Consider the following 23639-nt stretch of genomic DNA (forward strand, 5'->3'; position numbering starts at 1 on the left):
ACTAGAACATACAGGTTAGGAAACGACATGCCGGATGCAGCCCCTCCCGTCATCACCCCACGCGGCGCAAAGATCGAACCTTCGGCTGGTGCGCCATTCGAGGCCGTGCGCGTGGCACGCGATGTCCTGCACACATCCCGCACAGCGGCGCTCGCGACCCTCGATCCGGTCAGCGGTTATCCCTATACGACCGCCACCAATATCGGCATAGAGCCGGATGGTACACCGTTCTTCTTCGCGGCTGGCCTGACGCTGCATGCCCGAAACATGGAGGCCGACCAGCGTATCTCGTTGACACTTGCCCCCTTCGGCAAGGGTGACGCGCTGACGCTGCCTCGGCTGACACTGGTAGGCAAGGCGGAACTGATCGATCCGGAAGAAGTGCCACTTGCCAGACAGCGCTACATCGACCGCTATCCCAAGGCAAAACTCTACCTCTCTCTTCCCGATACAAGGCTCTACCGGCTGCGGACAGAGGGCGTGCAGATCAATGGTGGCCCTGCCCGCAATGCCAGCAACATCACACCTGCCGATCTGCGCAGTGACCTTTCCGGCGCGGAACAGCTGATGGCTGCGGCAGCGGACGAGGCCGCGCGCCTCAACGCCATCAAGGGTGAGGCATCACGGCTGGCCGCTCTTGCGGGTGCGAAAACCGCACGCTGGAAAATCACTTCCGTAGACCCTGATGGTATCGACCTCGCCTCAGCCAACGACCTGGCACGGCTGTGGTTTGCTGAACGGGTGAAGACGTTGAAGCAGCTTGAGAAGGCGCTCGCCCAGCCAGTGAAGTGATGGGCGCAAGCGATTCACAAACCTGGGACAATCGCCTCTCCTCCGTCATGCTCGGGCCTGTTCCGAGCATCTGCTACCTATCAATTTGCGATACGTGATTGGATCCTCGGGACAAGCCCGAGGATGACAAAACGAGCGTTTCGAATTTTCCCAACAAAAAAGGCCGGGCTGCATTCCGCAACCCGGCCTTCCTCAAAATCAAACCGTTACTCAGAGAGCAGCGGTAACGATGAACTCGACCTTGTAGTCCGGAGTAGCAAGCGCCGCTTCGCTGGTGGCGCGGGCCGGCGGGTTTGCCGGGTCGATCCAGCCTTCCCAGACGGCGTTCATTTCGCCGAAGGTGGACATGTCGGAGAGGTAGATGATGGTCTGCAGGATCTTCGACTTGTCGGAACCGGCAGCGGCCAGCAGACGATCGACTTCAGCCAGCGCCGACTTGCTCTGATCGGTCACGGACACGCCCTCACCGACCTGGCCGGCCAGATAAACGGTGTTGCCGTGGATGACGGCGCCGCTCATGCGCTTGCCCGGTTCGATACGCTTGATGGTCATGGAAAACTCCTGTTGATTGGCTTTAGAAAATCGAATTATCCGCGGAAAATCAGCCGCGCAGGTGGTGGGTCTTTTCGTAGATCGCAGTCGAGCGCGCGCCGGAACGGCAATAGCCGAGCATCGGGCGCTGCAATTCGTCAAGCGCATCCACCATGCCGGTAACCGCATCCGCATCGACGCCGTAGCGGCCAACCGGTACATGCACGATGGTCAGGCCAAGCTGTTCGGCACGCTCGGCAATATCGGCGAAAAGCGGCTGGCCTTCTTCTTCGCCGTCAGGGCGGTGGCAGACGATCGACTTGAAGCCGAGTGCCTTGACCTCGTCGAGATCGGCAACGCTGATCTGTCCCGTGACCGAATATTCGTCGTCTATGCGCCTGATATCCATAATAATGCCTCCGCTTAAACCGGCGCCTTGGCGCCGCTGGCACGCTGTCGCCACTGTCTGAAATCCGCATCCGATGTAAGGGCTCAAAACCCTTGCGTCAATGATGCGGCGCCTTCATTCGGTACACCATTCAGTCGCCTATTCAGAGGATGGAAAAGCGAAGACCATAGGAGCGGCTTTCGCCCGGCTGCAGCATATTGAACTCGCCGGCGGCCTCAAGCTCGCCGCGCCCCACCCAGCGGTGCGAAACCGGTTCGATGCCAAGCACATTGGCCGGATCCTTCTGGTTCCGCCACATCTGCAGATAGGGCAACGTCTCCGTGCAGAAACGTACTTTCAGCGTCTTGCCGCCAATTGCGGCAATCGGACCGAGAGCTAGTTCCGCCCATTCGTCCTGACCGGCGGGTACACAGAACACCGTGCCCGGCTCCTCGCCAAAGCGCCAGCCATGACCACCGCCATCAAGCATGGCACCTTCCAGCCGAACGGCCTCGTCAAACAACCGCGCGCCAAGATTCATGTGGTACATCAGAAAGACCGGGATCGGCCGCGAACTCGTATTGACGATCCGGTCATCGAGGCTGACTTCGCCGCTTTCGCCATCGATGCGCCATGTCCGCTCGAGAAGGGCCGTGCCGCCATCGGCAAGGTTCACGGGAACCTCGGCACGCGCCAATGCATTGGACTCATGAACGTCGAAGGCAACTATCTTGGCGGGATGCGCGGAGAAGGACCCATGCAAAGGATATCGACGCCCCTCGCCCTCACCGCCGATCGGTTCGGGATGGCGGATATGATCGGGACCGCAGGTGAACAGAAAGCCTTCCAGCGAATGGTCGATGCGCGGATCGCCATCATCTGGAATGGAACGGCCGGGCGCGATGTCGATACCATCGACAACACAGGCGCCAATATCGAAAACGGAGGTTTCATCGAGGAAAATGCGTGGCGATTTGCCGGCCTGAAACGAACGCAAGACAACCTCCCTGTGGCAGTAAAAGCGCAATAATCACGGAAACGCTACTAACCGTGACGTAAATTAAGATTGCTTTAACCGTGAATTCACCTTTTTCACAATAGGGTCAAGATTACGGTGTGTTTATCGGTGAACGAAGTAAGGGATAGCAGAATCGTGAAACAGTTTGTTAACGCAGCTCTGGGTCTGGCGATTGCCTTGGCGGCGGTTTGCGCGCCTCTACAGGCTGGCGCGCAGCAGCGTTATGGCTATCAGGAACAGCCGGTTCTGGTGACGCCGGATGGCCGTGTTCTCGACTTCGTGCCCCAACGTGGCGACATCGTCATCAGTCGCGACAATATGGGCCGCACGGTATTTTATGACCGGTACGGCAATCTGCTGGCCACTGAAATGCCGTCAGGCTATCAGCAGCGGCAACAGGTACAGCAACGCGACACCACCTACTATCCCCCGGCCCCCGGCGGTGAATATCGTGAGCCGCAGCGCGATTACGGTTATCAGGATAATGGAAGCGTGCGCGATTACCGCGAATATCGCGGCAATGGTTCCGGCGATGATGTCTATACCGGATCGGTTCCCGGCCCGGGCGCCGTCGAAAGCGCGCCGCTCAACCAGCCGATGCCCGAAGAAAGCACCACGGCTGCCGTTCCGCAGCCGCAGCACCTGATCGAACGCCACACGCCTGTCACCACACCGGTCAACCGGTCCCGCCAGGAGATCGTGGCACTTCAGACCTTCCTCGACCGCGAAGGCATCTCGCCCGGCGTGATCGATGGCAAGATGGGCGACAACGTCAACAAGGCGATTGCCGCCTGGCAGGACATGACCGGCGAAAAGCTCGACCCGAACAATTCCGAGGACATTCTCGAGCGTCTGCGCGCCTCCGGCGGCATGCCGATCGTCGATTATACGATCACCGCAGCCGATGCAGCCGGCCCCTATGTCGCTTCCATTCCGGATGACTATGCGGAGAAGTCGCAGCTACCCGCCCTCTCCTTCACCTCCACGTCGGAGGCGTTGGCCGAACGCTTCCACATGGACGAGACCTATCTGAAAGAACTGAACCCCGGCATCGATTTTTCCGTGCCCGGCACCATCATCAAGGTCGTCAATCCGGGGGAACCGAAAAAGGGACAGGTGGCCCGCATCGTCGCGCATAAGGGCATCAAGCAGGTCTTCGCTTATGGAGAGGATGGTGCTCTGATCGCCGCCTATCCCGCCACCATCGGTTCTACGGACACGCCTTCGCCAAGCGGCACACACACCGTCGAGCGCGTCGCGCTTAATCCGGGTTACACTTACAATCCGAAGATCAACTTCAGGCAGGGCCAGAACGACAAGATCCTGCAAATTCCGCCCGGTCCAAACGGCCCTGTCGGCACAGTCTGGATTGCCCTTTCCAAACCGACCTACGGTATCCACGGCACGCCGGAACCCTCGAAGATCGGCAAGACCAACAGCCACGGCTGTATCCGCCTCACCAACTGGGATGCGACGGAGCTGGCAAAAATGGTCCGACCCGGCGTCGTGGTTGAGTTCGCGGAATAGGATTGACCGCGAAGACGAATTGCAAAAGCCCGGCGGATGCCATTCCGCCGGGCTTTTTCGTTGATGAATGTTATCCGCGCTTTTCAGTCAGGAAGTAAAGCAGCGCCGCCGCTGGTAAAGCAAAGCCGACCCAGGACGCAGCACCCCATTCCCCGACGGAATAGGCCCAGCCGCCGACGGCAGAGCCAATCGCACCGCCCATGAAAAATGTCGCCATGTAGACGCCGTTCAGACGGCTGCGGAATTCCGCCCCGAGCGTGAAGATGGCGCGCTGACCCAGCACCAGATTGGTGGTGACGCCGAAATCGAGAACGATGGCGGCGACCACGAGAATGCCGAGTGCCAGATGCGATCCTTCCGGCGCAAGATGCGTGACGGCGAATGACAGCGCCGCTGCCACCATCGCGGCAAAAGTAGCGGCATAGGTCCAGCCCCGGTCAGCCATGCGCCCCGCAATCGGTGCGGCGACGGTGCCTGCTGCACCGGCAAGGGCAAACAGCGCAATCTGGCCCTGGCTGAGATTGAAATGCGGCCCGCTCAGATAAAGCGGCGTCGTCGTCCAGAACAGGCTGAAGGCAGCAAACAGGAAGGCGTGATAGATCGCCCGCCGCCGCAGGATAGGCGTATGGGCGGCAAGCCTGCCCATGGAGGCCATCAACGCCCCATAACCCAGCCTTGCCTCAGGCACACGAACGGGCAAAAGGCGATAGAGCACAATGGCGAGAATTGCCATGACGCCAGCCGAAGTCAGGAACACACCGCGCCAGGAGACCACTTCCGACAGGATGCTGGAAACCGGGCGCGCCAGCATAATACCAGCCATCAATCCGCTCATGACATTGCCGACCACCCGCCCTCGAACAGCGTGCGGCGCCATGTGCGCCGCATAGGGAACGATAACCTGCACCGCGACCGAACTAATACCGACCAGAAAGGCCGCAATCAGAAAAGGTGCCGCATGCGGGGCAAAAGCCGCCGCGAGGAGCGCAAGCACCGCCATCGAAACGGTGCTGACGACCAGCCTGCGATTCTCGACCAGATCGCCAAGCGGCACGACGAACAGCAGGCCGACGCCGTAGCCGATCTGCGTCAGGGTCACGATCAGACCGGTTGCGCCGGCAGACAGGCCAAGCTCCGCTCCGATGATGCCGGCAAGGGGCTGGCCATAATAAAGATTAGCCGCAATCAGTCCGCAGGCGGTAGCCAGCAGAAAAGTCAGGGCCGGGGAAATGGATGTTTCGTAAACATCCTCCCCTTCAACTACACGCGTCGTCATCATTTTCTCCAATATGGAAACGAATGTTTCCTAAATAGCCACAAAATCATTCGGCAAGTTTCAGGGCGATATCCACCACGGCCGTCATCTCTTCCAGACTGCGCCCGGTCTTTCCCACCACCCGCATGCCGTACATCATGCACAACATCGCTCTGGCGAGATCATCGGGATCGGTCTTCGACTGCACTGAACCGTCCCTCTGCCCCTCAGCCACCAGTCGGGCAACGATCCGCTCCCTCGCCTTCACCGCCCGCTCGACCACGACAGCGATATCGTCGTCCAGTGCGGCGAGATCGGCGGCGGCGCCAACCACGAGGCATCCATCCGAACCGGTGGCACCGTGCGACCGTTCCGCATAAAACATCAGGCCGGCTCGCAAACGCTCGTAACCGGTATCATAACCGGCAACGGCGGCTTCAAACCGCTCCGTCTGCAAGGTCCTGTAGCGCTCCATCGTCGCGATGAAGATGGATTTCTTGTCCTTGAAAGCCTTGTAGAGACTGCCCTGCGCCAGTTCCATCGCATCTGTAAGATCACCGACAGAGGTGGCGTGATACCCGCGCCTAGAAAAAACACGGATTGCTCCATCAAGCGCGCGGTCGATATCGAACTCGCGCGGCCTGCCGCGATGGCGTTGTTCCGGGGAATTGGTGTGGCTGGTATCGGTCATGATCGCAATATAGGAAATGATCATTTCCAAATCAAGCAAAAATAATGCCCGCACCTCCAGCAGTCCGGGCATTGGCAGTGTTTTCAAGCCGCCTTGCGGGTGAAAAAGCGCGCGGGTTGCGTACCGAACCGCGATAGGCGTTTCGGCAAAAGGCCTAGCACCTCGCTCGCGAATGCTTTCGCATTCTCCACCGCCTTGTCGATATTGCTGACCTTGTCCTTGTCGAGACAGAGAAGCGTTCCGCCATAATCGAAGATATCGCGATAAGCCGCTCTTTCGACAATCGGCGTATTCAGAACCGAAACGTTCTTCTCGGCCAGCAGCATTTTGACGAGCAGCAGCGAGCGGGTCGCCACCATGGCATTGACCCGCGTCAGCACGATGGAGTGGGCGATCGCCTTGCCCATCTTGCGGTTCAGGAACTCGATATGGTCAAGAACCTCGGCAGCCCCACGCGCATCCATGGCGCAGCCCTGCACCGGTATCAGCACATGGTCGGAAATACCAAGCGCCATGGTCAGAAGCGGGTTTTTCGCTCCCGGCAGATCGATGATGAAACAGTCGGTATTGGCATTGTTTTCGCGGATATGCCCCTCGAGGGACGCCATCGTGACATGCGAAATTACCGAGAGATTTTCGATCTCGCCTGATAATTCGTGCCAGCGGGAAATCCACAATTGCGGATCGGCATCCAGAACCGTTACGCGGTGGCCGCTGCGGGCAAGTTCGGTTGCCAGAAGCAATACGGCAGTTGTTTTTCCCGCGCCGCCCTTGGTGTTGGCAAAAGTAATGACAGGCATGATATCCCCTGATGATCAGAGCCGTTTCATGCTCATTCATGCACCGAACCAATCATGGTGCTTTCCATAACCTTAACGAACATGGTTAAGAAAAGACTAAGATCGTTTGTGTGGACAACAAAAAGCCCGCGATAAATCGCGGGCTTTTGCCATCTGATTGATCACGCCAGCTTTCGGCAGGAACCCACATCGTCCGCGCGCAGGCGGCCGGCTTTTAGATCCTCGTACTTCGGCAAGTTCAGGGAACTGCCCAGCCTTTTCTCAACGGTTGCACGATCAAGCGTAATCATGCGTCCGGCGCTGGTGAAGGACACCATGCCGTTCTTTCCAGAATACGCCATAGTCGCGCGCATTTCACAGAAATAGCGGTCTGAACCCCTGGACAAATTCCATCCCCGGATTCCCGCCTTATTGCTCGACAGAGCTCCGACTTTGTAACCTTGACCGGAAAGTTCCCTGAAAGAAGCGGCCTGCGCCACAAGGGGCAGGCTTAGAAACGCCACTGCGAGCAATGGCGAAAAAACTGAAAATCTCATGGCTGCCATAACTACCCTTTAAAAGCAGTCCTCAAACAATTTCCTGGTATTCTCCAGCGTCATCGGCACCGGATTGCCGCCGCAGCTCGGATCCTTGATCGCTTCTGCCGCCAGTTCGTCGATGCGGTCAGGCTTAATGCCCATGGCGGTCAGGTTATCAGGCACGCCGAGTTCCTTGCGAAGCTCCAGCACATAATCATAGAAACCATCGAAACCGCCCGAAATGCCGAGATATGCGGCAGCGCGGGCAATCTTGTCTTCGATGGCCGGGCGGTTGAAACGCAGGACGGCAGGCATGACCACGGCATTGGTCATGCCGTGATGGGTGTTATAGACAGCGCCGATCGGATGCGAGAGCGAGTGAATGGCGCCGAGACCCTTCTGGAAGGCAACCGCCCCCATCGCAGCCGCCGCCATCATATTGGTGCGCGCTTCGATATCCGTGCCGTCCTTATAGGCGCGTGGCAGGAATTCCTTGACCAGACGCAGGCCTTCAAGCGCAACGCCGGCGCTCATCGGATGGAAGAACGGCGACGAATAGGCTTCGAGGCAATGGGCAAAGGCGTCCATGCCCGTGCCTGCCGTGATGACCTTCGGCATGCCGACAGTCAGTTCCGGATCGCAGATGACGACGCCGGGCAAAAGCTTCGGATGGAAGATGATCTTCTTCACATGGGTCTGCGAATTGGTGATGACGCTGGCGCGGCCAACTTCCGAACCGGTGCCCGCCGTCGTCGGAACCGCGACGATGGGCGCAATCTTCGAGGCGTCCGCCCGCGTCCACCAGTCACCGATATCCTCGAAATCCCAGACCGGGCGCGTCTGCCCGGCCATGAATGCGATGGTCTTGCCAAGATCGAGGCCGGAACCACCGCCGAAGGCGACGACGCCGTCATGGCCGCCATCGCGATAGGCTTTTACGCCGGCTTCCATATTGATTTCGTTGGGGTTCGGATCGACATCGGCGAAGATCGCCCGGCCGAGCCCAGCCTCTTCCAGTACATCGAGCGCATGCGCGGTAATCGCCATATTGGCAAGGCCGCGATCCGTGACGAGAAGCGGCTTCTTGATGCCGAGCGTCTTGCAGGCTTCCGCCAGTTCCTTGATCCGGCCACGGCCAAGCTTGACGGCGGTGGGATAGCTCCAGTTGGCGACGATATTCATTTCGTGACTTTCTTCAGATGGTAGGATTTCGGTCGGGTCAGGTTCTGGAAACCGAGAACGGAAAGCGAGCCGCCACGGCCCGTTTCCTTCACACCTGTCCAGCAGAGCGCGGGATCGAGATAATCCGCACGGTTCATGAACACGGTGCCGGTTTCGATCTCACGGCCGATACGCCCGGCACGCGCTGCATCCTGCGTCCAGAGCGATGCGGTGAGGCCATATTTGCTGTCATTCATCAGGGCGATGGCCTCGTCGTCGTTCTTCACCTTCATGATGCCAAGAGCGGGGCCGAAGGTTTCTTCGGTCATGAACTCCATGGAATGATCGACATTGACGAGCACTTGCGGAGCGACGTAAGCGCTCTCGCCGTCATCCGCAGGGAAAAGCTTGGGATCGACCAAAGCCTTGGCGCCCTTTGAGACGGCATCAGCGATCTGTGCGCGCACCACCTTGGCGAAACGCTTGTTGGCCATCGGCCCGAGTGTCGTTTCCTGTTCCAGCGGATTGCCGAGCTTGTAGTTGGACACCCACGCCACGGACTTCTCGACGAATGCGTCATAGAGGTTTTCGTTGACGTAGATACGCTCGATGCCGCAGCAGCATTGCCCGGAGTTATAGGTCGCGCCATCCATCAGCGTATCGACGGCAGCGTCGAGATCAGCATCCTCCATCACATAGCCGGGGTCCTTGCCGCCGAGTTCAAGCCCGAGACCGGTGAAGGTGCCGGCAGCAGCACGCTCAATGGCTCGGCCGCCTTCCACCGAACCGGTGAAGTTGACGAAATTGAACAGGCCTTCGGAGATCAGCGCCGAGGTCGTGCCGTGATCGAGGAAGACATTGATGAAGACATCGTCAGGCACGCCCGCCTCGACGAAAGCCCGCACCATCCGCTCGCCGACGAGAAGCGTTTGCGCCGCATGTTTGATGACGACTGTGTTGCCGGCCATCAGAGCCGGGGCAACGGTATTGATCGCCGTCATGTAGGGATAGTTCCACGGCGCGATGACGAAGACCACGCCATGTGCTTCGCGCTCGATGCGGCGTTCGAAATTGCCGCTTTCCTCGATGACGAGCGGCGCCAACGCATCCGCCGCAATGGAGGCGACATAATTGGAGCGCTCGTTGAAGCCCTTGAACTCGCCGCCATAACGAACCGGGCGGCCCATCATATGCGCCAGTTCCGGCACCACCTCGGCCACCATTTCATTAAGGCGCGCCACACCCTTGAGAACCAGCTGAACACGGTCCTCAAGCGGACGTCGCGCCCAGTCCTTCTGCGCCTTGCGCGCTTTAGAAACGGCGGCGCGCGCCGCTTCCAGCGACATCGCCTCCCGCTCGGCATAAACCGAGCCGTCGATGGGCGAGATATTCTGGATCATGGTCATGATGTTTTCCCGTAATGATTAGGCTCTCTCGAAACCGCGCGCCACTTCCCAGTCGGTCACGCGGCGGTCGTATTCTTCCTGCTCCCACCTTGCGGCGTGCACATAGTGATCGACCACGTCGTCGCCAAAGGCCTCACGCAGCATTTTCGATCCGTCCAGGAAGGCGGTCGCGTCGCGCAATGTCTTGGGTATCTCGCGCACGTCCTTCCCGCCATAGGCGTCACCGACAAAAGCGGGCTCAAGTTCGAGTTTATTTTCAATGCCGTCAATGCCCGCCGCAAGAAGGGCGGCCATGGCGAGATAGGGATTGAGATCCGACCCGCCGACACGACACTCGATACGGATGCCCTTGGTTTCCGCGCCGCAAAGGCGGTATCCTGCCGTGCGGTTGTCGAGGCTCCATATCGCCTTGGTCGGCGCGAAGGTGCCAGCCATGAACCGCTTGTAGGAATTGATGTAGGGCGCCAGGAAATAGGTGATGTCGCTGGCATGCGCCAGAAGCCCGGCAACATAATGCCGCATCACATCCGACATGCCGTGTTCGCAATCCTTGTCGAGGAAAGCCGGCTTGCCATCCAGGCTCCACAGCGACTGGTGGATATGCGAGGAACTGCCAGCGGCATTGTAGTTCCACTTGGCAAGGAACGTCACCGCCTTACCCTTCGACCAGGCGATCTCCTTGGTGGCGTTTTTGATGATGGCGTGCCGGTCGGCCATGGTCAGCGCCTCGGCATAACGCACATTGATTTCCGCCTGACCGGGAGACGCCTCGCCCTTGGAATTCTCGACCGGAATTCCCGCACCCTGCAGGCCCTTGCGCAGCGCCCGCATGACGTCCTCTTCCTTGGTCGTCTGGAAGATATGATAGTCTTCGTTGTAGCCGCTGGCGAGGTTCAGGTCCCTGTAGCCGCTGGCGCGTGCCGCATCGAAGGTCTGGTCGAACAGGAAAAATTCGAGCTCGGTGGCCATATAGGCCTTAAGCCCCATCGCCTCCAGCCGCGCCACCTGCTTTTTCAGCAGCGCGCGCGGCGAATGCGGCACTTCTTCATGGGTGTGGTGATCGAGCACATCGCACAGAACCAGCGCCGTGCCTTCCAGCCACGGCACCTTCCGCAGCGTCGAAAGGTCGGGCTTCAGCGTATAGTCGCCATAGCCCTTTTCCCAGCTTGAGGATTTGTAACCGGGAACGGTTTCCATCTCCATGTCGGTGGCAAGCACATAGTTGCAGCTATGGGTTTCCTCAAAGGCGCTTTCAACGAAAAACTCCGCCTGGAACCGTTTGCCCATCAGACGCCCCTGCATGTCGACAAGGCAGGCCAGAACCGTGTCGATGCGCCCTTCGGCCACATCCATCTTCAGCGCGTCGAATGTATAGCTCGTCATTTTGTCCATCCCTTTTCATGTGGCGAGCAGGCGGCCGGTATGCGGCCGCCCGTCAGTTCGAGCATCAGGCCTTTGCAGCCGCCGCTGCCATGGCAGCCTGCTTGTGCTCCAGCGCGAACTCCTCTTCCGGCGACAGGATGAGGCGATGGCGTCCGACAAAGGCGAAGTAGGCAATGGCAACCGCAAACCATACGGCTACCCACAGCACACCCTTGGTGAAGTTCGGATCCTGGATCTGATAGAGCAGCGTCACGATGGCGATGATGATTGTCAACACCGCGCCCGGAATGCCGAAGGGCGAGCGAAACGGCCGCTCGATATGCGGCAGATTTTTCCTGAGCAGAATGAAGGAAATCGCCTGCAGGATGTAGGAGAACATCGCACCGAACACGGCCATGTTCAAAAGCACGCTGCCGATGATGCTGCCGCCCTGTTCCGCACCCAGCGAGAACCAGATGACGAGCATGACCGCAAGGCCGACGAGCGCGCCGGCAATATTGGCAACGTATGGCGTCCGGTATTTCGAATGAGTGATTGACAGCACTGTCGGGAAGTAACCCGCACGCGACAGCGAATAGATCTGGCGGCCCTGCGCATAGAGGATCGTATGGAAGCTGGCAATCAGGCCGGTCAATGCCACGAGACCAAGCAGCACCACGCCGCCATCGCCGTAGATCGCCTTGAAGCCATCCAGCAGCGGTTCAAGGGACGAGCTGAGATGAAAGGCGCCGACGCCCGGTAGTGACGGGTTCAGCAACACGATCATGAAGGCCGAAACCATCAGCGTGATGACGCCGAGAATGATACCCTTGGGCATATCGCGTTTCGGATCAACGGATTCTTCAGCCGCCAGCGGCAGCTGCTCGATGGCGAGAAACAGCCAGACCGCAAAAGGCAGCGTGGCAAGAACGCCCGAAAAACCAAATGGGAAAAAGGAACCGTTGCCTTCCGGCAGCTCCACAGCCTTGCCATCGGGTCCGACACCGATATTAAGCGCGTAACGCGAAAAATCCATGTTCGGAATGGCGCTAACCCAGAAGAACACCAGAACGCCGAGTGAAATCAGCGTGATGACCAGGGTGACCTTGAAGGAAAGCTCAAGTCCGAAGACGTTGAGAGCAAGGAAGATCGCGTAGAAGGCTATCCACACGAAGGGTGAATAGGCCGGATCGAGGCCGAGAATGGAGTTCACATAGGCGGTGATGAAGGTAACGACGACCGCCGGCGTCAGCACATATTCGACATTCTCGCAAAGTCCGGTGACGAAACCGCCCCACGGGCCCATGGCCGTGCGGGCAAAGGAATAGGCAGCACCCGTGTGCGGCAGCGCCGGGCTCATTTCCGCAATCGAGAATGTCAGCCCGAGATACATAATGGCGATGATGATGCCCGCCACCAGCATGCCACCCCAGCCGCCGGTGGAAAAACCGAAATTCCATCCGGAAAAATGCCCTGATATAACCGCGCCGACGCCAAGCGACCACAGCGACCACACGCCCGCGTATCGGGATAGTCCGCGTTTTTCGAAATAGGATGCATCAGCCTTCTTGTAGCTGACGCCTGATGATGAACCGTCCATGCCCTTCTCTCCTTAATAGAAAAAAAAGCCAGCCAGCCGTTATTGGCCGATTGTGCCCCCAGTTTCCGGCATCGCCCGGGAGGTTTCCCGCACTGCGCCGCACGCATCTGCTGTTCCCTTGCCGCTTCATGCCGTTCCGGCTTTTGTCGATTGCGGCAGTCTAATTGACGGTCGGCCGCGGTGTTTTCACCATAAGCCGCCCCATTGCTCCCTCACTCATCGATTGATGAGAGCGCCTTCCCCATAAGCTCGTGGAGAAAATCGGCAATTACCGATTGGTCTCCTTCATTGGCGATCAGATCGTTGCGGATCTCGATCATGACGTTCAAAAGTCCGTCCGGCAGCGCATGCAGCCGCAATGTATGCGTTACACCGTCTTCCGGACCGTAGGGATCGTTGCGCTTTACCGTGAGCGCAGAACCCTCGGCGCCCACCAGCATCGCATCGGCCAGCCGGCTGTCAGTATCGTGCAGGATGCCGATCTGCACTTCACGGAACTGACCGTGATAGACCGGCGTGAAACTGTGAATGGTCACCACCACCACCTTGCGGCCGCGGTCCTGCCGCTCGGCAATAATCTCACTGACACGGTCGTGAAACGGCACGTAAAGCGCCGAGGTTCGGGCAAACCGTTCCGCATCGCTCAGATCGAGATTGCCGGGAATATTGTAAATCTCGCTTTTGACCGGCATGGCAGAAGGCGATTCCGGCGGCCGGTTGCAATCATAGACCAGGCGCGAAAACCGCTGATGAATGAGCGTGGCATCAAGCTTCTGCGAAAGCAGCCTTGCAACCGCCAAGGCACCCGGATCCCAGGCCGCATGGCTCGAAAGCACGTCCGGCGAAAGACCGAGCGTACCGAGTTTTTCCGGGATGGTGGCTGAAGCATGTTCGCAGACCAGAACGACGTCGCCCTTTGCTGCGGCGTTCTCGACGCCGACAGCCTGTCCTTCCGCTTCCGTGAAAAACCGTGAACGCACCGTCATGCACGCATCCCGCCCCGAAACCTGCCATCCCGCCGATGACGAAAAGAATTCTTCACATTATCGCGAGTGTCAAATGGAATTTTGAAATTTTCTCTTCATTTTCCCCATTGACTCGATAGCTGGCACAGATGCTTATATTCGCCCATACACCGGCAAAAAGACCGGAAGGGGAAAGATTTGCGCAGTACGACGGCCACCGTGTCGGATGTCATCCATGCCCACTATGACGCGCTGACCCGTTCGGAAAAACGGCTGGCGGAGAGCCTTCTCGGCAACTACCCCGTCTCGGGTCTCGGCAGCATCACCACGATTGCCGAAAATGCGGGTGTTTCGACGCCGACGGTGGCGCGCATGGTGCAGAAGCTCGGATACAAAGGTTACCCGGAGTTTCAGGCCCATCTGCACCAGGAACTGGAAGCGACGATCTCCGGCCCGGTTGCCAAACATGACCGCTGGGCAACCAATGCGCCGGGTCTGCATATTCTCAACCGTTTCGCCGACGCCATAACGGGCAATCTGCGCGACACTTTGAGCGATCTCGACACCGCGGTCTTCGACAATGCCGCAAGGCTGCTCTCGGACCGCAAACGCAGCATCTATTTCGTCGGCGGGCGCATCACCGGCGCGATTGCCGAATATTTTTTCACGCATATGCAGGTGATCCGGCCAAAGACGACGCTGATGTCGTCCAACTCCAGCGCCTGGCCTCAATATATGTTGAATATGAGCGCCGGCGATGTGCTGGTGATCTTCGACATCCGCCGTTATGAGCACGACATGACGACGCTTGCCGAGGTGGCGAAGGCAAACGGCGTACAGATCATTCTTTTCACGGATCAGTGGACATCGCCGGTGGCGCGCCACGCGCTGCACACCTTCCGTGTGAAGATCGAAGCCCCCTCGGCATGGGATTCATCGGTCGTTACATTGTTTGTCGTCGAAGCGCTGATCGAAGCGGTGCAGAGCAGCACCTGGGATGAAACCAAGGAGCGCATGAACGCGCTGGAAGGCCTGTTCGAGCAGACGCGTCTGTTCCGCAGGCCGGACCGGACATGAACATTAGTAGCCGGCACAGTGCTTGACGCGGAAACCGCCGGCTGATTGGATACCTGAAATCGCTACCAGCGCGATAAAGCGGGATAAAAACAAGCTGGGGAACATATCTGTCCAACACGAATGATGATGGGATTACCCCGCGATTGCAGGCACAAAGCCGGGTAATGGCGGAAAATGGGCGTAAAGTGACGGAATCCGGATAAATAAATTGCAATCCAGCCGTCACATTAGCTTCATCCAGAATCCGTATCAGCGTCCGTAATACGAGAACACGAAGAGGAGAAAAAAGTGATCTCTCATTGCCGTCGACTGCTTGCTGCCACCACCGCTCTGGTAATGGCCTCCACCGCGATCGCTGCCGCTGCGCCAAGCGCCGAACTGATCGCTGCCGCCAAGAAGGAAGGCATGCTGACCACCGTCGCGCTGCCGCACGACTGGTGTGGTTACGGCGACGTCATCGCCGCTTTCAAGGCGAAATATCCGGAAATCACCGTCAACGAACTCAACCCCGACGCCGGCTCTGCCGATGAAGTCGAAGCGGTAAAGGCGAACAAGGACAACAAGGGCCCGCAGGCTCCTGACGTTGTCGACGTCGGTCTCGCTTTCGGCCCGCAGATGAAGGCCGAAGGCCTGCTGCAGCCTTACAAGGTCTCCACCTGGGACGAAATCCCTGACAACGTCAAGGATCCGGAAGGTTACTGGTACGGCGACTATTACGGCGTGATGTCCTTCTTCGTGAACAAGGACCTCGTCAAGAACGTGCCGAAGGATTGGGCCGACCTGCAGAAGCCGGAATATTCCGGTCAGGTAGCGCTTGCCGGCGATCCGCGCGCTTCCAACCAGGCTATCCTCGGCGTTCTCGCCGCCGGTCTTGCCAGCGGTGCGAAGTCCGGCAAGGAAGCCGGTGAGGCTGGCCTGAAATATTTCGCCGAGCTCAACAAGGCTGGCAACTTCCTGCCAGTCATCGGCAAGGCTGGCACGCTGGCACAGGGTGCTACCCCGATCATCGTCGCCTGGGACTATAACGCGCTCTCCTGGAAGAAGACACTGAACGACAACCCGCCCACGGAAGTCGTGGTTCCGGAAAAAGGCGTTCTGGCTGGCGTTTACGTTCAGGGCATTTCCGCTTACGCCCCGCATCCGAACGCTGCCAAGCTCTGGATGGAACACCTCTATTCCGACGACGGTCAGCTCGGTTGGCTGAAGGGTTATTGCCACCCGATCCGCTTCAACGCGATGGTCAAGGCCGGCAAGGTTCCGCAGGAACTGATCGACAGCCTGCCGCCGGCAGCAGCCTATGAAAAGGCAATCTTCCCGACGCTCGAAGATGTCGACGCCAACAAGGCCGCCGTTACCGGCGGCTGGGACAGCGTCGTCGGCGCGAACGTGAAGTAACCTTTGAAAAATACACCCCGGCTTTTCAAAAAGCCGGGGTGCTTCTTTGAGAGCATTTCAGGTAAAACTCCCTAGGTTTTACCCCCGGAAATTGCACAAAACAAAGATCGAAAGTGCGTCTGACGATTCCGTTTTAACCGGACGTGCGATAATAAAGAACTTTATAGACAGACCGTTTGAAGACGGCGTTTGGGGACCAGGCATGCCATCAACCAACACCGGCGGACCATCCGATGCGGGCAGAAAGTTGCCGCTTCATTGGTTAGGCGTCGTACCTTTTGCTGTTTTTGTTCTGCTGTTTCTGATTTTTCCGACGATGAAAATCGTGGTCGGTGCATTCCAGCGTCCCGATGGCAGCCTGACGCTGGAAAACGTCGCCGGGCTTTTCACCTCGTCCATCCTCGCGGCCTACTGGATTTCGATCAAGATCAGCCTCGCCTCGGCGGCTCTTGGCTGCCTGATTGGTTTTGCCGTCGCCGCCGCCGTGGTTCTGGGCGGTCTGCCGCAGCGCATTCGCGGACCACTCCTGACATTTTCGGGCGTCGCATCGCAATTTGCCGGCGTGCCGCTCGCCTTCGCCTTCATCGCCACACTCGGCCCGGTCGGCCTACTCACCGTGTTTTTAAAGACGCAGATCGGCATTGATCTGAGACTCCTCGGCTTCAACATCCTGTCCTTCTGGGGCCTGACCGTCACCTATCTGTTCTTCCAGATTCCGCTGATGATCCTCATCATCACGCCGGCGCTTGACGGATTGAAGCGCGAGTGGCGCGAAGCTGCGGAAATCCTTGGCGCGACCGGCGTGCAATATTGGCGCATGGTGGCCTTCCCCATCCTCCTGCCATCGTTGCTTGGCACCATGTCGCTGCTGTTTGCCAATGCCTTCGGTGCGGTGGCCACCGCGATCGCGCTTACCGGCTCGTCGCTCAACATCGTGCCCATCCTGCTTTTCGCGCAGATCCGCGGCGACGTTCTCGGCAATCCGCATCTCGGTTACGCTCTCGCCTTCGGCATGATCGTCGTCACCGGCATTGCCAATGCGCTTTACATCTGGCTGCGCGCCCGTAGCGAAAGGTGGCTCAAATGAAGAAATTTTTCGCCTGGGGCGCGCTGATCTTCGGCCTGCTCTATTTCGCCCTGCCGCTGATCGGCATGACCAACTTCTCGCTGAAAATGCGCCGCGGTGAATATTCCTTCGACGCCTATGGCAAGGTGCTCACCGACCCGCGTTTTCAGGAAACCTTCAGCTATTCTGTGGTGATGGCTCTCTTCACCATCGTTTTCGGTGTGCTGCTGGTGGTGCCCACGGCCTATTGGGTCCGCCTCAAACTGCCGGGCCTGCGCCCCTATATCGAATTCATCACGCTCCTGCCGCTGGTCATCCCGGCCATCGTCATCGTGTTCGGTTATATCAGGCTTTACAACACCTCCAGCTGGCTTCCGCTGACCGGCACGACCTTCGGCACCAACCTGCTTTTGATGTTCGGTTATGCCACGCTAGCCTTGCCCTACATGTACCGCGCCGTCGATACTGGTCTGAGGACCATCGACGTCTCGACGCTGACGGAAGCGGCGCAGAGCCTTGGCGCGGGGTGGACGACCATTCTGTCGCGCATCATCCTGCCCAATGTTCTGGTCGCCGTGCTGTCAGGTGCGTTTTTGACCTTCGCCATCGTCATCGGTGAATTCACCATGGCCGCCCTTTTGAACCGCCCGGCCTTTGGCCCCTATATGCAGCTGCTTGGCGCCAACCGCGCCTATGAACCGGCTGCACTTGCCGTGATCTCCTTCGGCATCACCTGGGGTTGCCTTGGGTTGATCCAACTCGTTTCACGCTACCAGAAGGGCGCGCCTCCCAAGGCCTGAGGACAAGATTTTCATGAGCTTTTTGACACTTAGCAATATCAAGAAATCCTTCGGCTCCGTACAGGTCGTCCATGATTTCAACATGGCCATCGAAAAGGGCGAGTTCGTCTCCTTTCTAGGCCCGTCGGGCTGCGGCAAGACCACCGTGCTGCGCATGATCGCCGGTTTCGAAATCCCTACCGGCGGATCGATCGTCATCAATGGCAAGGACCAGACGACGCTCAGGCCCAACCAGCGCAATATCGGCATGGTGTTTCAGGCCTATGCGCTGTTCCCCAACATGAACGTCTACGAAAATGTCGCCTTCGGGCTCAAAGTCGCCGGCAAGCCGAAAGCCGAGATCGATGCACGCGTGAAGGAAATGCTTCAGCTCATCCATCTGGAGCATCTGGCGGATCGTTACCCCTACCAGATGTCAGGCGGCCAGCAGCAGCGCGTGGCGCTTGCCCGCGCATTGGCCCCGAAGCCGGAAGTGCTTCTGCTGGACGAGCCGCTTTCCGCGCTCGATGCCAAGATCCGCGTATCGCTGCGCGAAGAAATCCGCCAGATCCAGCGAAAGCTCGGCATCACCACGATTTTCGTGACCCACGATCAGGAAGAGGCCCTGTCGATCTCCGACCGTATCGTTGTCATGAATTCCGGCCGCGCCGACCAGATCGGTTCGCCCTTCGATATCTACAACAAGCCCGCGACCCGGTTTGTCGCCTCCTTCGTCGGCACGCTGAACCTGATCGACGCAACCGTCGTCGATTCCTCTACCAGCACAATCCGTGTCGGAGAGCAGAACGTGACGCTCCACAAGCCGGTCGATGTTGCAAACGGTGAAAAAATCACCCTCGCCTTGCGCCCGGAAGCAGGAGCTCTCGGGGCTGACGCAAAGGGAGACGTCGCTATTTCCGGTATCGTCACCTCAAGCCAGTTCCTGGGTTCGGTCATCCGAACCCGTCTTGATCTCGGCGGTTCGACCTTGTCTTTCGACATGTTCAACGATCCCGGCACCGCACCGCCCGCCCTGGGCGAACAAGTAACGCTTAAATTCGCGGCTGGTGATCTTATGGTGATCAAAGATTAAATGGCTTTTCTCCAGCGTCGGAAGCAGATAGAGCAGGTATAATTCAAATCTGCTTACCGACAATGTGAGGCCAGGATGCGCGCGCTTTTTTACGAACTGTTCGGCGAGACCCCGATTATGGCATCCCTGCCTGATCCGGAGCCGACCGACGACGGCGTGGTCATCGAGGTGAAGGCGACGGGCCTCTGCCGCAGCGACTGGCATGGCTGGATGGGCCACGATACGGATATTCGCCTGCCGCATGTCCCCGGCCACGAATTCGCCGGCGTTATCGCCGCGGTCGGAAAGAACGTTACCAGGTTCAAGACAGGCGACCGTGTCACCGTTCCCTTCGTTTCCGGCTGCGGCCGTTGCCATGAATGCCGCTCCGGCAATCAACAGGTGTGTGAGACGCAGTTCCAGCCCGGCTTCACCCATTGGGGTTCTTTCGCCGAATATGTCGCCATCGATTACGCGGACCAGAACCTTGTTCATCTGCCTGATACGATGAGCTACGCAACTGCCGCCGGTCTCGGCTGCCGTTTCGCCACGTCCTTCCGGGCTGTGACGGACCAGGGTCGCCTGAAAGGCGGCGAGTGGCTGGCGGTACATGGCTGCGGCGGCGTCGGCCTCTCCGCCATCATGATCGGCGCAGGCCTCGGCGCTCAGGTCGTCGCCATCGACATTGCGGAAGACAAGCTCGAACTTGCCCGCCAACTCGGCGCAACCGCCACCATCAACAGCCGCTCGGTTGCCGATGTTACGGAGGCGGTGCGCGAAGTGACCGGCGGCGGCGCGCATGTCTCTATCGACGCGCTTGGCCACCCGCAGACCTGCTGCAATTCCATCAGCAACCTGCGCCGGCGCGGGCGCCACGTTCAGGTAGGGCTGATGCTGGCCGATCACGCCATGCCAGCCATCCCCATGGCCCGGGTGATTGCCCACGAGCTGGAGATTTACGGCAGCCACGGCATGCAGGCATGGCGCTACGAAGACATGCTGGCGATGATCGAGAGCGGTAAGCTCGCGCCCGAAAAACTGATCGGCCGCCACATCACCCTTTCCGATGCCATCACCGCCCTTCCCGCCATGGACCGTTTCCAGGAAAGTGGCATCAGCATCATCGACAGGTTCGAATAACAGTCACAGCCGGAACGTCCTGGAAAATGCCGTTTGTCTAGACGGCATCAGGCATTCCTGCGTCCGAACGGCCGGACTGCCATCCCCGCGCGATTTGGCGCGGCCTCCGGTCTTCTGGTCGGCGGTGCAACCTCATTGAGAGCGGGCGTATAATCCTGGGTAACTGGCGCACGTTGCTGACGTATGGTCGGCGGACGGGGTTCCGGTAATTCGACGACCTCCTCGATATCTTCCCGCTCGAGACGAGCGTTTCTGCTACCCGACCGATAGTACCAGCGAATACCCCTGCGCAGGAGCACGAACAGGCCCACGAGCAGCACAAACCCACCTATCAGTCTCCCTACAGGCTCAGCCGCCTCCGAAGCCGCCGCACGTTTTTTGCGGTCCTCGACGGTAGGGTCAAATCCAAGCATACTGGAAATGCCCTTAAGGCCCACCTCGTCCAACTTCACGTATTGGTCGCCATTATAAAGAACATAAGCGTCGCCACTACTGCTGTTCAGATAACCGAGGTCAAAGAACTTCCCTTCCACCACGAAAGTCGTTTGATTTGGCAAGTCGTAGACCCTGTCGATCGTCTCACCGCGACTGAAGCCAGGCACCGCAAAAAACCGAAAACGCTTGGCATCGGCATCCACAGCAGACGCGAACAAAAATATCATGGCGACGTAAACCAGCGCAATCTGATTCATATCTTCCCCGCAATACAAAAATATCGGGATATATTTCTACAATCGCCTTAATATAAAATTTAATCGATGACTATTCATTTAATTACTTTGAAAATACACAGATATAATTTTGATACTTATAATATACACCAATATAATATACTCCTCTTCCGCCGCAAACGGACGCACAGAAAAAGAAGCATCGATAAAGAGGATTGAAAATGCTGTTTCTCGACAGCGTGACCATGAAGGAAACTCCGGACCGAAGGGACGAATACCCCTTTACCGTTCCGGCGCTGCGCCAGCTGGAACGCCTCGAATTCAAGACGCCGATCACCTTTTTCGCCGGCAATAACGGCTCCGGCAAATCCACGCTGCTGGAAGGGCTGGCGGCCGGAATGACGGCCTATGCCATCGGCAATCATGGACAGGTTGCCGGCGACCTCTATCTTCAGCATGCGGAAACCGTGGCGAAGGCATTCTATTTCGCCCGCAAGAAATACCCGAAAATCCGCATGTTCATGCGCGCCGAAGACGTGCTTGGCTACATCCGCAAGCAGAATGAAGAGACCCTGGATGACTTTCGCTGGGAGCGGGAAAAAGCCCTGAAAAGAGGCGAAGATTTTCCCGAGGAAACACCGGACACTTTCAGGCATATCGTCAGAAGCAACGTCATAGACCGGCGTTCGCATGGCGAGGGATTTCTCGATATCATGCAGCAGCGCCTGCACGGCGCCGGCCTTTATTTTCTCGATGAACCGGAAAGTCCTCTTTCACCGCAAAAGCAGCTGGAGCTTGCGGCTATCGTCCGTCACACGGCAGATAGTGGTGGGCAGTTGATCATCGCAACCCATTCGCCGGTGCTCTTGGCCATTCCCGAAGCGACGATTTATTACTTCGACGAGAGCGGCATCACCGAGCGTCTTTATGACGAGCTGGAAAACATCAGTTTCCTGCGGCGCTTTCTTGATCGTCCATCAAAATTCCTGAGCGATTAGGAGCTGATAAGGCTTGAAATCGCGCATCGCTTGCCGCATGCCCATTAGCAACATGTGAATTAGAAAAAGAAGCAGGCTTATGTCTCCCACCACCACACCGGCAGCTGCCCGGCCCCTGAACAGGCAGGACTACAGAACTCTCGGCCTCTCGGCCCTCGGCGGCGCGCTGGAGTTCTACGATTTCATCATTTTCGTGTTTTTCGCCACCGTCATCGGCCATCTGTTCTTCCCGCCGGAAATGCCCGATTGGCTGGTGATGATCCAGACCTTCGGCATCTTCGCCGCCGGTTATCTGGTGCGGCCGCTGGGCGGCATCGTTCTCGCGCATTATGGCGATCGTTATGGCCGCAAACGCGTCTTCGCCTTCTCCATCCTGCTTATGGCGCTTTCGACGCTCGGCATGGCGCTGATGCCGACCTATGCCACCATCGGCGTTGCGGCCCCCATCCTTCTCATCGTCCTGCGCATGCTGCAGGGTGCGGCCATTGGCGGCGAAGTGCCGGGTGCCTGGACCTTCGTTGCGGAGCACGTGCCCTTTCGCCGCGTCGGGCTCGCCTGCGGTTTTCTGACGTCCGGCCTCTCTTTCGGCATCATGCTCGGTTCGCTGATTGCCTTTGCCATCAATTCCCTCTTCTCGGCAGAAGATGTGGCGGCCTATGCATGGCGCATTCCCTTCCTGCTCGGCGGCATATTCGGCCTGATTGCCGTCTATCTGCGCCGCTGGCTGGAAGAGACTCCGATCTTCATGGAGATGAAAAAGTCGAAGTCGCTGACGGACAAGCTTCCGCTTGGCCTCGTGCTGAAGCACCATATGCGCGGCGTGATCATTTCCGCGCTACTGACCTGGGTTCTGTCCGCAGCCATCGTCGTTACCACGCTGATGACGGCAACCTTCCTGCAGAAGCTCTATGGCTACACACCGACGCAGGCGCTGGCAGGCACCAGCTTCGGCACGCTGTTCCTCATCTTCGGCGTCATCATCGCAGGCGCATTGATCGATCGTGTCGGCTCCGGCATTTTCTTCATGGCCGCCAGCATCTTCTTCGGCATCGCCACCTTCACATTCTACAGCTATGCCGGCACATCGCTAGAAACCATGTTCGTGCTTTACGGCGTCATGGGCCTGTCGGTCGGCATGGCGGGGGCAGTGCCTTATGTCATGGTGCGCGCCTTCCCGGCCTCGGTCCGCTTCTCGGGCCTCTCCTTCGCCTACAACGTCTCCTATGCCATCTTCGGCGGGCTGACACCGATTGGCGTAACGATGGCGCTGGCCGTCAATCCAATGGCGCATGCGTGGTATCTGGTGTTCATCGCCGTCCTCGCCTTCTGCATCGGCGTTTACCTCTATCTGCGCGGCAGCGAGATCGAAAGCCATGTCGGCATAGAGGAACTGGCGGCCTTGAGGTCGTAAGCCCAACGACGACACA

Annotated in this window: 23 protein-coding genes; 10 read left to right on the forward strand and 13 right to left on the reverse strand. The window is 58.4% G+C overall.

The genetic code is table 11. From position 1 onward, the window contains the following. Nucleotides 1-27 precede the first annotated feature (27 nt). A complete protein-coding gene (locus ACQZ6D_RS05240) occupies nt 28-792 on the forward strand; it encodes a HugZ family pyridoxamine 5'-phosphate oxidase (RefSeq protein WP_065702340.1) in 765 nt (254 codons plus the stop codon). Between the two features lie 210 nt (nt 793-1002). Here ACQZ6D_RS05240 and ACQZ6D_RS05245 read toward each other — a convergent pair whose 3' ends face one another. The 3 genes from ACQZ6D_RS05245 to ACQZ6D_RS05255 all read right to left on the reverse strand — a co-directional run bounded on the left by ACQZ6D_RS05245 (nt 1003) and on the right by ACQZ6D_RS05255 (nt 2708). Further along, the gene (locus ACQZ6D_RS05245; RefSeq protein ID WP_003513295.1) at nt 1003-1344 is read right to left on the reverse strand and encodes a RidA family protein; all 342 of its coding nucleotides are present in this window, start codon (nt 1342-1344) and stop codon (nt 1003-1005) included. 49 nt (nt 1345-1393) lie between these two features. Continuing rightward, nucleotides 1394-1732: a protein tyrosine phosphatase family protein gene (locus ACQZ6D_RS05250; protein ID WP_003513297.1), complete on the reverse strand. Its 339-nt coding sequence runs from the start codon at nt 1730-1732 to the stop codon at nt 1394-1396. Between the two features lie 142 nt (nt 1733-1874). Continuing rightward, complete coding sequence (locus ACQZ6D_RS05255; RefSeq protein WP_113556392.1) at nt 1875-2708, reverse strand: aldose 1-epimerase family protein; 834 nt, start codon at nt 2706-2708, stop codon at nt 1875-1877. 156 nt (nt 2709-2864) lie between these two features. Here ACQZ6D_RS05255 and ACQZ6D_RS05260 point away from each other — a divergent pair, with 156 nt between their 5' ends. Further along, complete coding sequence (locus ACQZ6D_RS05260) at nt 2865-4256, forward strand: L,D-transpeptidase family protein (RefSeq protein ID WP_003513302.1); 1392 nt, start codon at nt 2865-2867, stop codon at nt 4254-4256. A 70-nt stretch (nt 4257-4326) separates the two neighbouring features. On the opposite strand, the gene ACQZ6D_RS05265 is transcribed toward ACQZ6D_RS05260, so the two are convergent. The 9 genes from ACQZ6D_RS05265 to ACQZ6D_RS05305 form a co-directional block, all read right to left on the reverse strand. After that, nucleotides 4327-5532, reverse strand: coding sequence for an MFS transporter (locus ACQZ6D_RS05265; protein ID WP_306625851.1), 1206 nt, complete (start codon nt 5530-5532; stop codon nt 4327-4329). A gap of 46 nt (nt 5533-5578) precedes the next feature. Continuing rightward, a complete protein-coding gene (locus ACQZ6D_RS05270; RefSeq protein WP_026330777.1) occupies nt 5579-6226 on the reverse strand; it encodes a TetR/AcrR family transcriptional regulator in 648 nt (215 codons plus the stop codon). A gap of 59 nt (nt 6227-6285) precedes the next feature. Then, nucleotides 6286-7002 carry a ParA family protein gene (locus tag ACQZ6D_RS05275; RefSeq protein WP_038491666.1) on the reverse strand — a complete coding sequence of 239 codons (717 nt, stop codon included), beginning with the start codon at nt 7000-7002 and terminating at the stop codon, nt 6286-6288. A gap of 161 nt (nt 7003-7163) precedes the next feature. Beyond that, nucleotides 7164-7547, reverse strand: coding sequence for a hypothetical protein (locus ACQZ6D_RS05280; protein ID WP_035251832.1), 384 nt, complete (start codon nt 7545-7547; stop codon nt 7164-7166). A gap of 9 nt (nt 7548-7556) precedes the next feature. Then, the gene (locus ACQZ6D_RS05285; protein ID WP_003513312.1) at nt 7557-8702 is read right to left on the reverse strand and encodes an iron-containing alcohol dehydrogenase; all 1146 of its coding nucleotides are present in this window, start codon (nt 8700-8702) and stop codon (nt 7557-7559) included. Then, nucleotides 8699-10087, reverse strand: coding sequence for an aldehyde dehydrogenase family protein (locus ACQZ6D_RS05290; protein ID WP_013636539.1), 1389 nt, complete (start codon nt 10085-10087; stop codon nt 8699-8701). The genes ACQZ6D_RS05285 and ACQZ6D_RS05290 overlap by 4 nt, the downstream gene beginning before the upstream one ends. An 18-nt stretch (nt 10088-10105) precedes the next feature. Continuing rightward, nucleotides 10106-11470 carry a glutamine synthetase family protein gene (locus tag ACQZ6D_RS05295; RefSeq protein WP_448729637.1) on the reverse strand — a complete coding sequence of 455 codons (1365 nt, stop codon included), beginning with the start codon at nt 11468-11470 and terminating at the stop codon, nt 10106-10108. A gap of 64 nt (nt 11471-11534) precedes the next feature. After that, nucleotides 11535-13049 carry an amino acid permease gene (locus tag ACQZ6D_RS05300; protein WP_003513319.1) on the reverse strand — a complete coding sequence of 505 codons (1515 nt, stop codon included), beginning with the start codon at nt 13047-13049 and terminating at the stop codon, nt 11535-11537. A 212-nt stretch (nt 13050-13261) separates the two neighbouring features. Then, a complete protein-coding gene (locus ACQZ6D_RS05305) occupies nt 13262-14035 on the reverse strand; it encodes an N-formylglutamate amidohydrolase (RefSeq protein WP_111790690.1) in 774 nt (257 codons plus the stop codon). Nucleotides 14036-14212: 177 nt separating this feature from the next. On the opposite strand from ACQZ6D_RS05305, the gene ACQZ6D_RS05310 reads away from it, so the two are divergent. The 6 genes from ACQZ6D_RS05310 to ACQZ6D_RS05335 all read left to right on the forward strand — a co-directional run bounded on the left by ACQZ6D_RS05310 (nt 14213) and on the right by ACQZ6D_RS05335 (nt 20543). Continuing rightward, on the forward strand, nt 14213-15091 hold the full coding sequence (locus ACQZ6D_RS05310) for a MurR/RpiR family transcriptional regulator (RefSeq protein WP_003513323.1): 879 nt from the start codon (nt 14213-14215) through the stop codon (nt 15089-15091). Nucleotides 15092-15379: 288 nt separating this feature from the next. Next, entirely contained in the window at nt 15380-16486 is a 1107-nt protein-coding gene (locus ACQZ6D_RS05315) for an ABC transporter substrate-binding protein (RefSeq protein ID WP_003513325.1), read from the forward strand. Between the two features lie 202 nt (nt 16487-16688). Continuing rightward, complete coding sequence (locus ACQZ6D_RS05320; protein WP_003513327.1) at nt 16689-17573, forward strand: ABC transporter permease; 885 nt, start codon at nt 16689-16691, stop codon at nt 17571-17573. Further along, complete coding sequence (locus ACQZ6D_RS05325) at nt 17570-18352, forward strand: ABC transporter permease (RefSeq protein WP_003513330.1); 783 nt, start codon at nt 17570-17572, stop codon at nt 18350-18352. The genes ACQZ6D_RS05320 and ACQZ6D_RS05325 overlap by 4 nt, the downstream gene beginning before the upstream one ends. A 13-nt stretch (nt 18353-18365) precedes the next feature. Beyond that, nucleotides 18366-19424, forward strand: a complete 1059-nt coding sequence (locus tag ACQZ6D_RS05330) for an ABC transporter ATP-binding protein (RefSeq protein ID WP_003513332.1) — start codon at nt 18366-18368, stop codon at nt 19422-19424. Nucleotides 19425-19499: 75 nt separating this feature from the next. Next, nucleotides 19500-20543, forward strand: a complete 1044-nt coding sequence (locus tag ACQZ6D_RS05335; RefSeq protein ID WP_065702332.1) for a zinc-dependent alcohol dehydrogenase family protein — start codon at nt 19500-19502, stop codon at nt 20541-20543. A 47-nt stretch (nt 20544-20590) separates the two neighbouring features. On the opposite strand, the gene ACQZ6D_RS05340 is transcribed toward ACQZ6D_RS05335, so the two are convergent. After that, nucleotides 20591-21235, reverse strand: coding sequence for a hypothetical protein (locus tag ACQZ6D_RS05340; RefSeq protein ID WP_065702331.1), 645 nt, complete (start codon nt 21233-21235; stop codon nt 20591-20593). A 200-nt stretch (nt 21236-21435) separates the two neighbouring features. Here ACQZ6D_RS05340 and ACQZ6D_RS05345 point away from each other — a divergent pair, with 200 nt between their 5' ends. Both ACQZ6D_RS05345 and ACQZ6D_RS05350 read left to right on the forward strand, forming a co-directional pair. After that, on the forward strand, nt 21436-22212 hold the full coding sequence (locus tag ACQZ6D_RS05345; RefSeq protein ID WP_065702330.1) for an AAA family ATPase: 777 nt from the start codon (nt 21436-21438) through the stop codon (nt 22210-22212). Between the two features lie 79 nt (nt 22213-22291). Continuing rightward, nucleotides 22292-23623: an MFS transporter gene (locus ACQZ6D_RS05350; RefSeq protein WP_113472943.1), complete on the forward strand. Its 1332-nt coding sequence runs from the start codon at nt 22292-22294 to the stop codon at nt 23621-23623. The last annotated feature ends 16 nt before the right edge of the window (nt 23624-23639 follow it).

The sequence above is a fragment of the Agrobacterium sp. 22-3639C2 genome, from assembly GCF_053522105.1.

What these genes read in the sequence shown, in the direction of transcription:
- ACQZ6D_RS05345 (WP_065702330.1), top strand. Translation starts at nt 21,436, where the DNA reads ATGCTGTTTCTCGACAGCGTGACCATGAAGGAAACTCCGGACCGAAGG.
- ACQZ6D_RS05240 (WP_065702340.1), top strand. Translation starts at nt 28, where the DNA reads ATGCCGGATGCAGCCCCTCCCGTCATCACCCCACGCGGCGCAAAGATC.
- ACQZ6D_RS05265 (WP_306625851.1), bottom strand. Translation starts at nt 5,532, where the DNA reads ATGACGACGCGTGTAGTTGAAGGGGAGGATGTTTACGAAACATCCATT.
- ACQZ6D_RS05285 (WP_003513312.1), bottom strand. Translation starts at nt 8,702, where the DNA reads ATGAATATCGTCGCCAACTGGAGCTATCCCACCGCCGTCAAGCTTGGC.
- ACQZ6D_RS05295 (WP_448729637.1), bottom strand. Translation starts at nt 11,470, where the DNA reads ATGACGAGCTATACATTCGACGCGCTGAAGATGGATGTGGCCGAAGGG.
- ACQZ6D_RS05330 (WP_003513332.1), top strand. Translation starts at nt 18,366, where the DNA reads ATGAGCTTTTTGACACTTAGCAATATCAAGAAATCCTTCGGCTCCGTA.
- ACQZ6D_RS05280 (WP_035251832.1), bottom strand. Translation starts at nt 7,547, where the DNA reads ATGGCAGCCATGAGATTTTCAGTTTTTTCGCCATTGCTCGCAGTGGCG.
- ACQZ6D_RS05270 (WP_026330777.1), bottom strand. Translation starts at nt 6,226, where the DNA reads ATGATCATTTCCTATATTGCGATCATGACCGATACCAGCCACACCAAT.
- ACQZ6D_RS05320 (WP_003513327.1), top strand. Translation starts at nt 16,689, where the DNA reads ATGCCATCAACCAACACCGGCGGACCATCCGATGCGGGCAGAAAGTTG.
- ACQZ6D_RS05250 (WP_003513297.1), bottom strand. Translation starts at nt 1,732, where the DNA reads ATGGATATCAGGCGCATAGACGACGAATATTCGGTCACGGGACAGATC.
- ACQZ6D_RS05290 (WP_013636539.1), bottom strand. Translation starts at nt 10,087, where the DNA reads ATGACCATGATCCAGAATATCTCGCCCATCGACGGCTCGGTTTATGCC.
- ACQZ6D_RS05300 (WP_003513319.1), bottom strand. Translation starts at nt 13,049, where the DNA reads ATGGACGGTTCATCATCAGGCGTCAGCTACAAGAAGGCTGATGCATCC.
- ACQZ6D_RS05305 (WP_111790690.1), bottom strand. Translation starts at nt 14,035, where the DNA reads ATGACGGTGCGTTCACGGTTTTTCACGGAAGCGGAAGGACAGGCTGTC.
- ACQZ6D_RS05335 (WP_065702332.1), top strand. Translation starts at nt 19,500, where the DNA reads ATGCGCGCGCTTTTTTACGAACTGTTCGGCGAGACCCCGATTATGGCA.
- ACQZ6D_RS05275 (WP_038491666.1), bottom strand. Translation starts at nt 7,002, where the DNA reads ATGCCTGTCATTACTTTTGCCAACACCAAGGGCGGCGCGGGAAAAACA.
- ACQZ6D_RS05325 (WP_003513330.1), top strand. Translation starts at nt 17,570, where the DNA reads ATGAAGAAATTTTTCGCCTGGGGCGCGCTGATCTTCGGCCTGCTCTAT.
- ACQZ6D_RS05245 (WP_003513295.1), bottom strand. Translation starts at nt 1,344, where the DNA reads ATGACCATCAAGCGTATCGAACCGGGCAAGCGCATGAGCGGCGCCGTC.
- ACQZ6D_RS05340 (WP_065702331.1), bottom strand. Translation starts at nt 21,235, where the DNA reads ATGAATCAGATTGCGCTGGTTTACGTCGCCATGATATTTTTGTTCGCG.
- ACQZ6D_RS05350 (WP_113472943.1), top strand. Translation starts at nt 22,292, where the DNA reads ATGTCTCCCACCACCACACCGGCAGCTGCCCGGCCCCTGAACAGGCAG.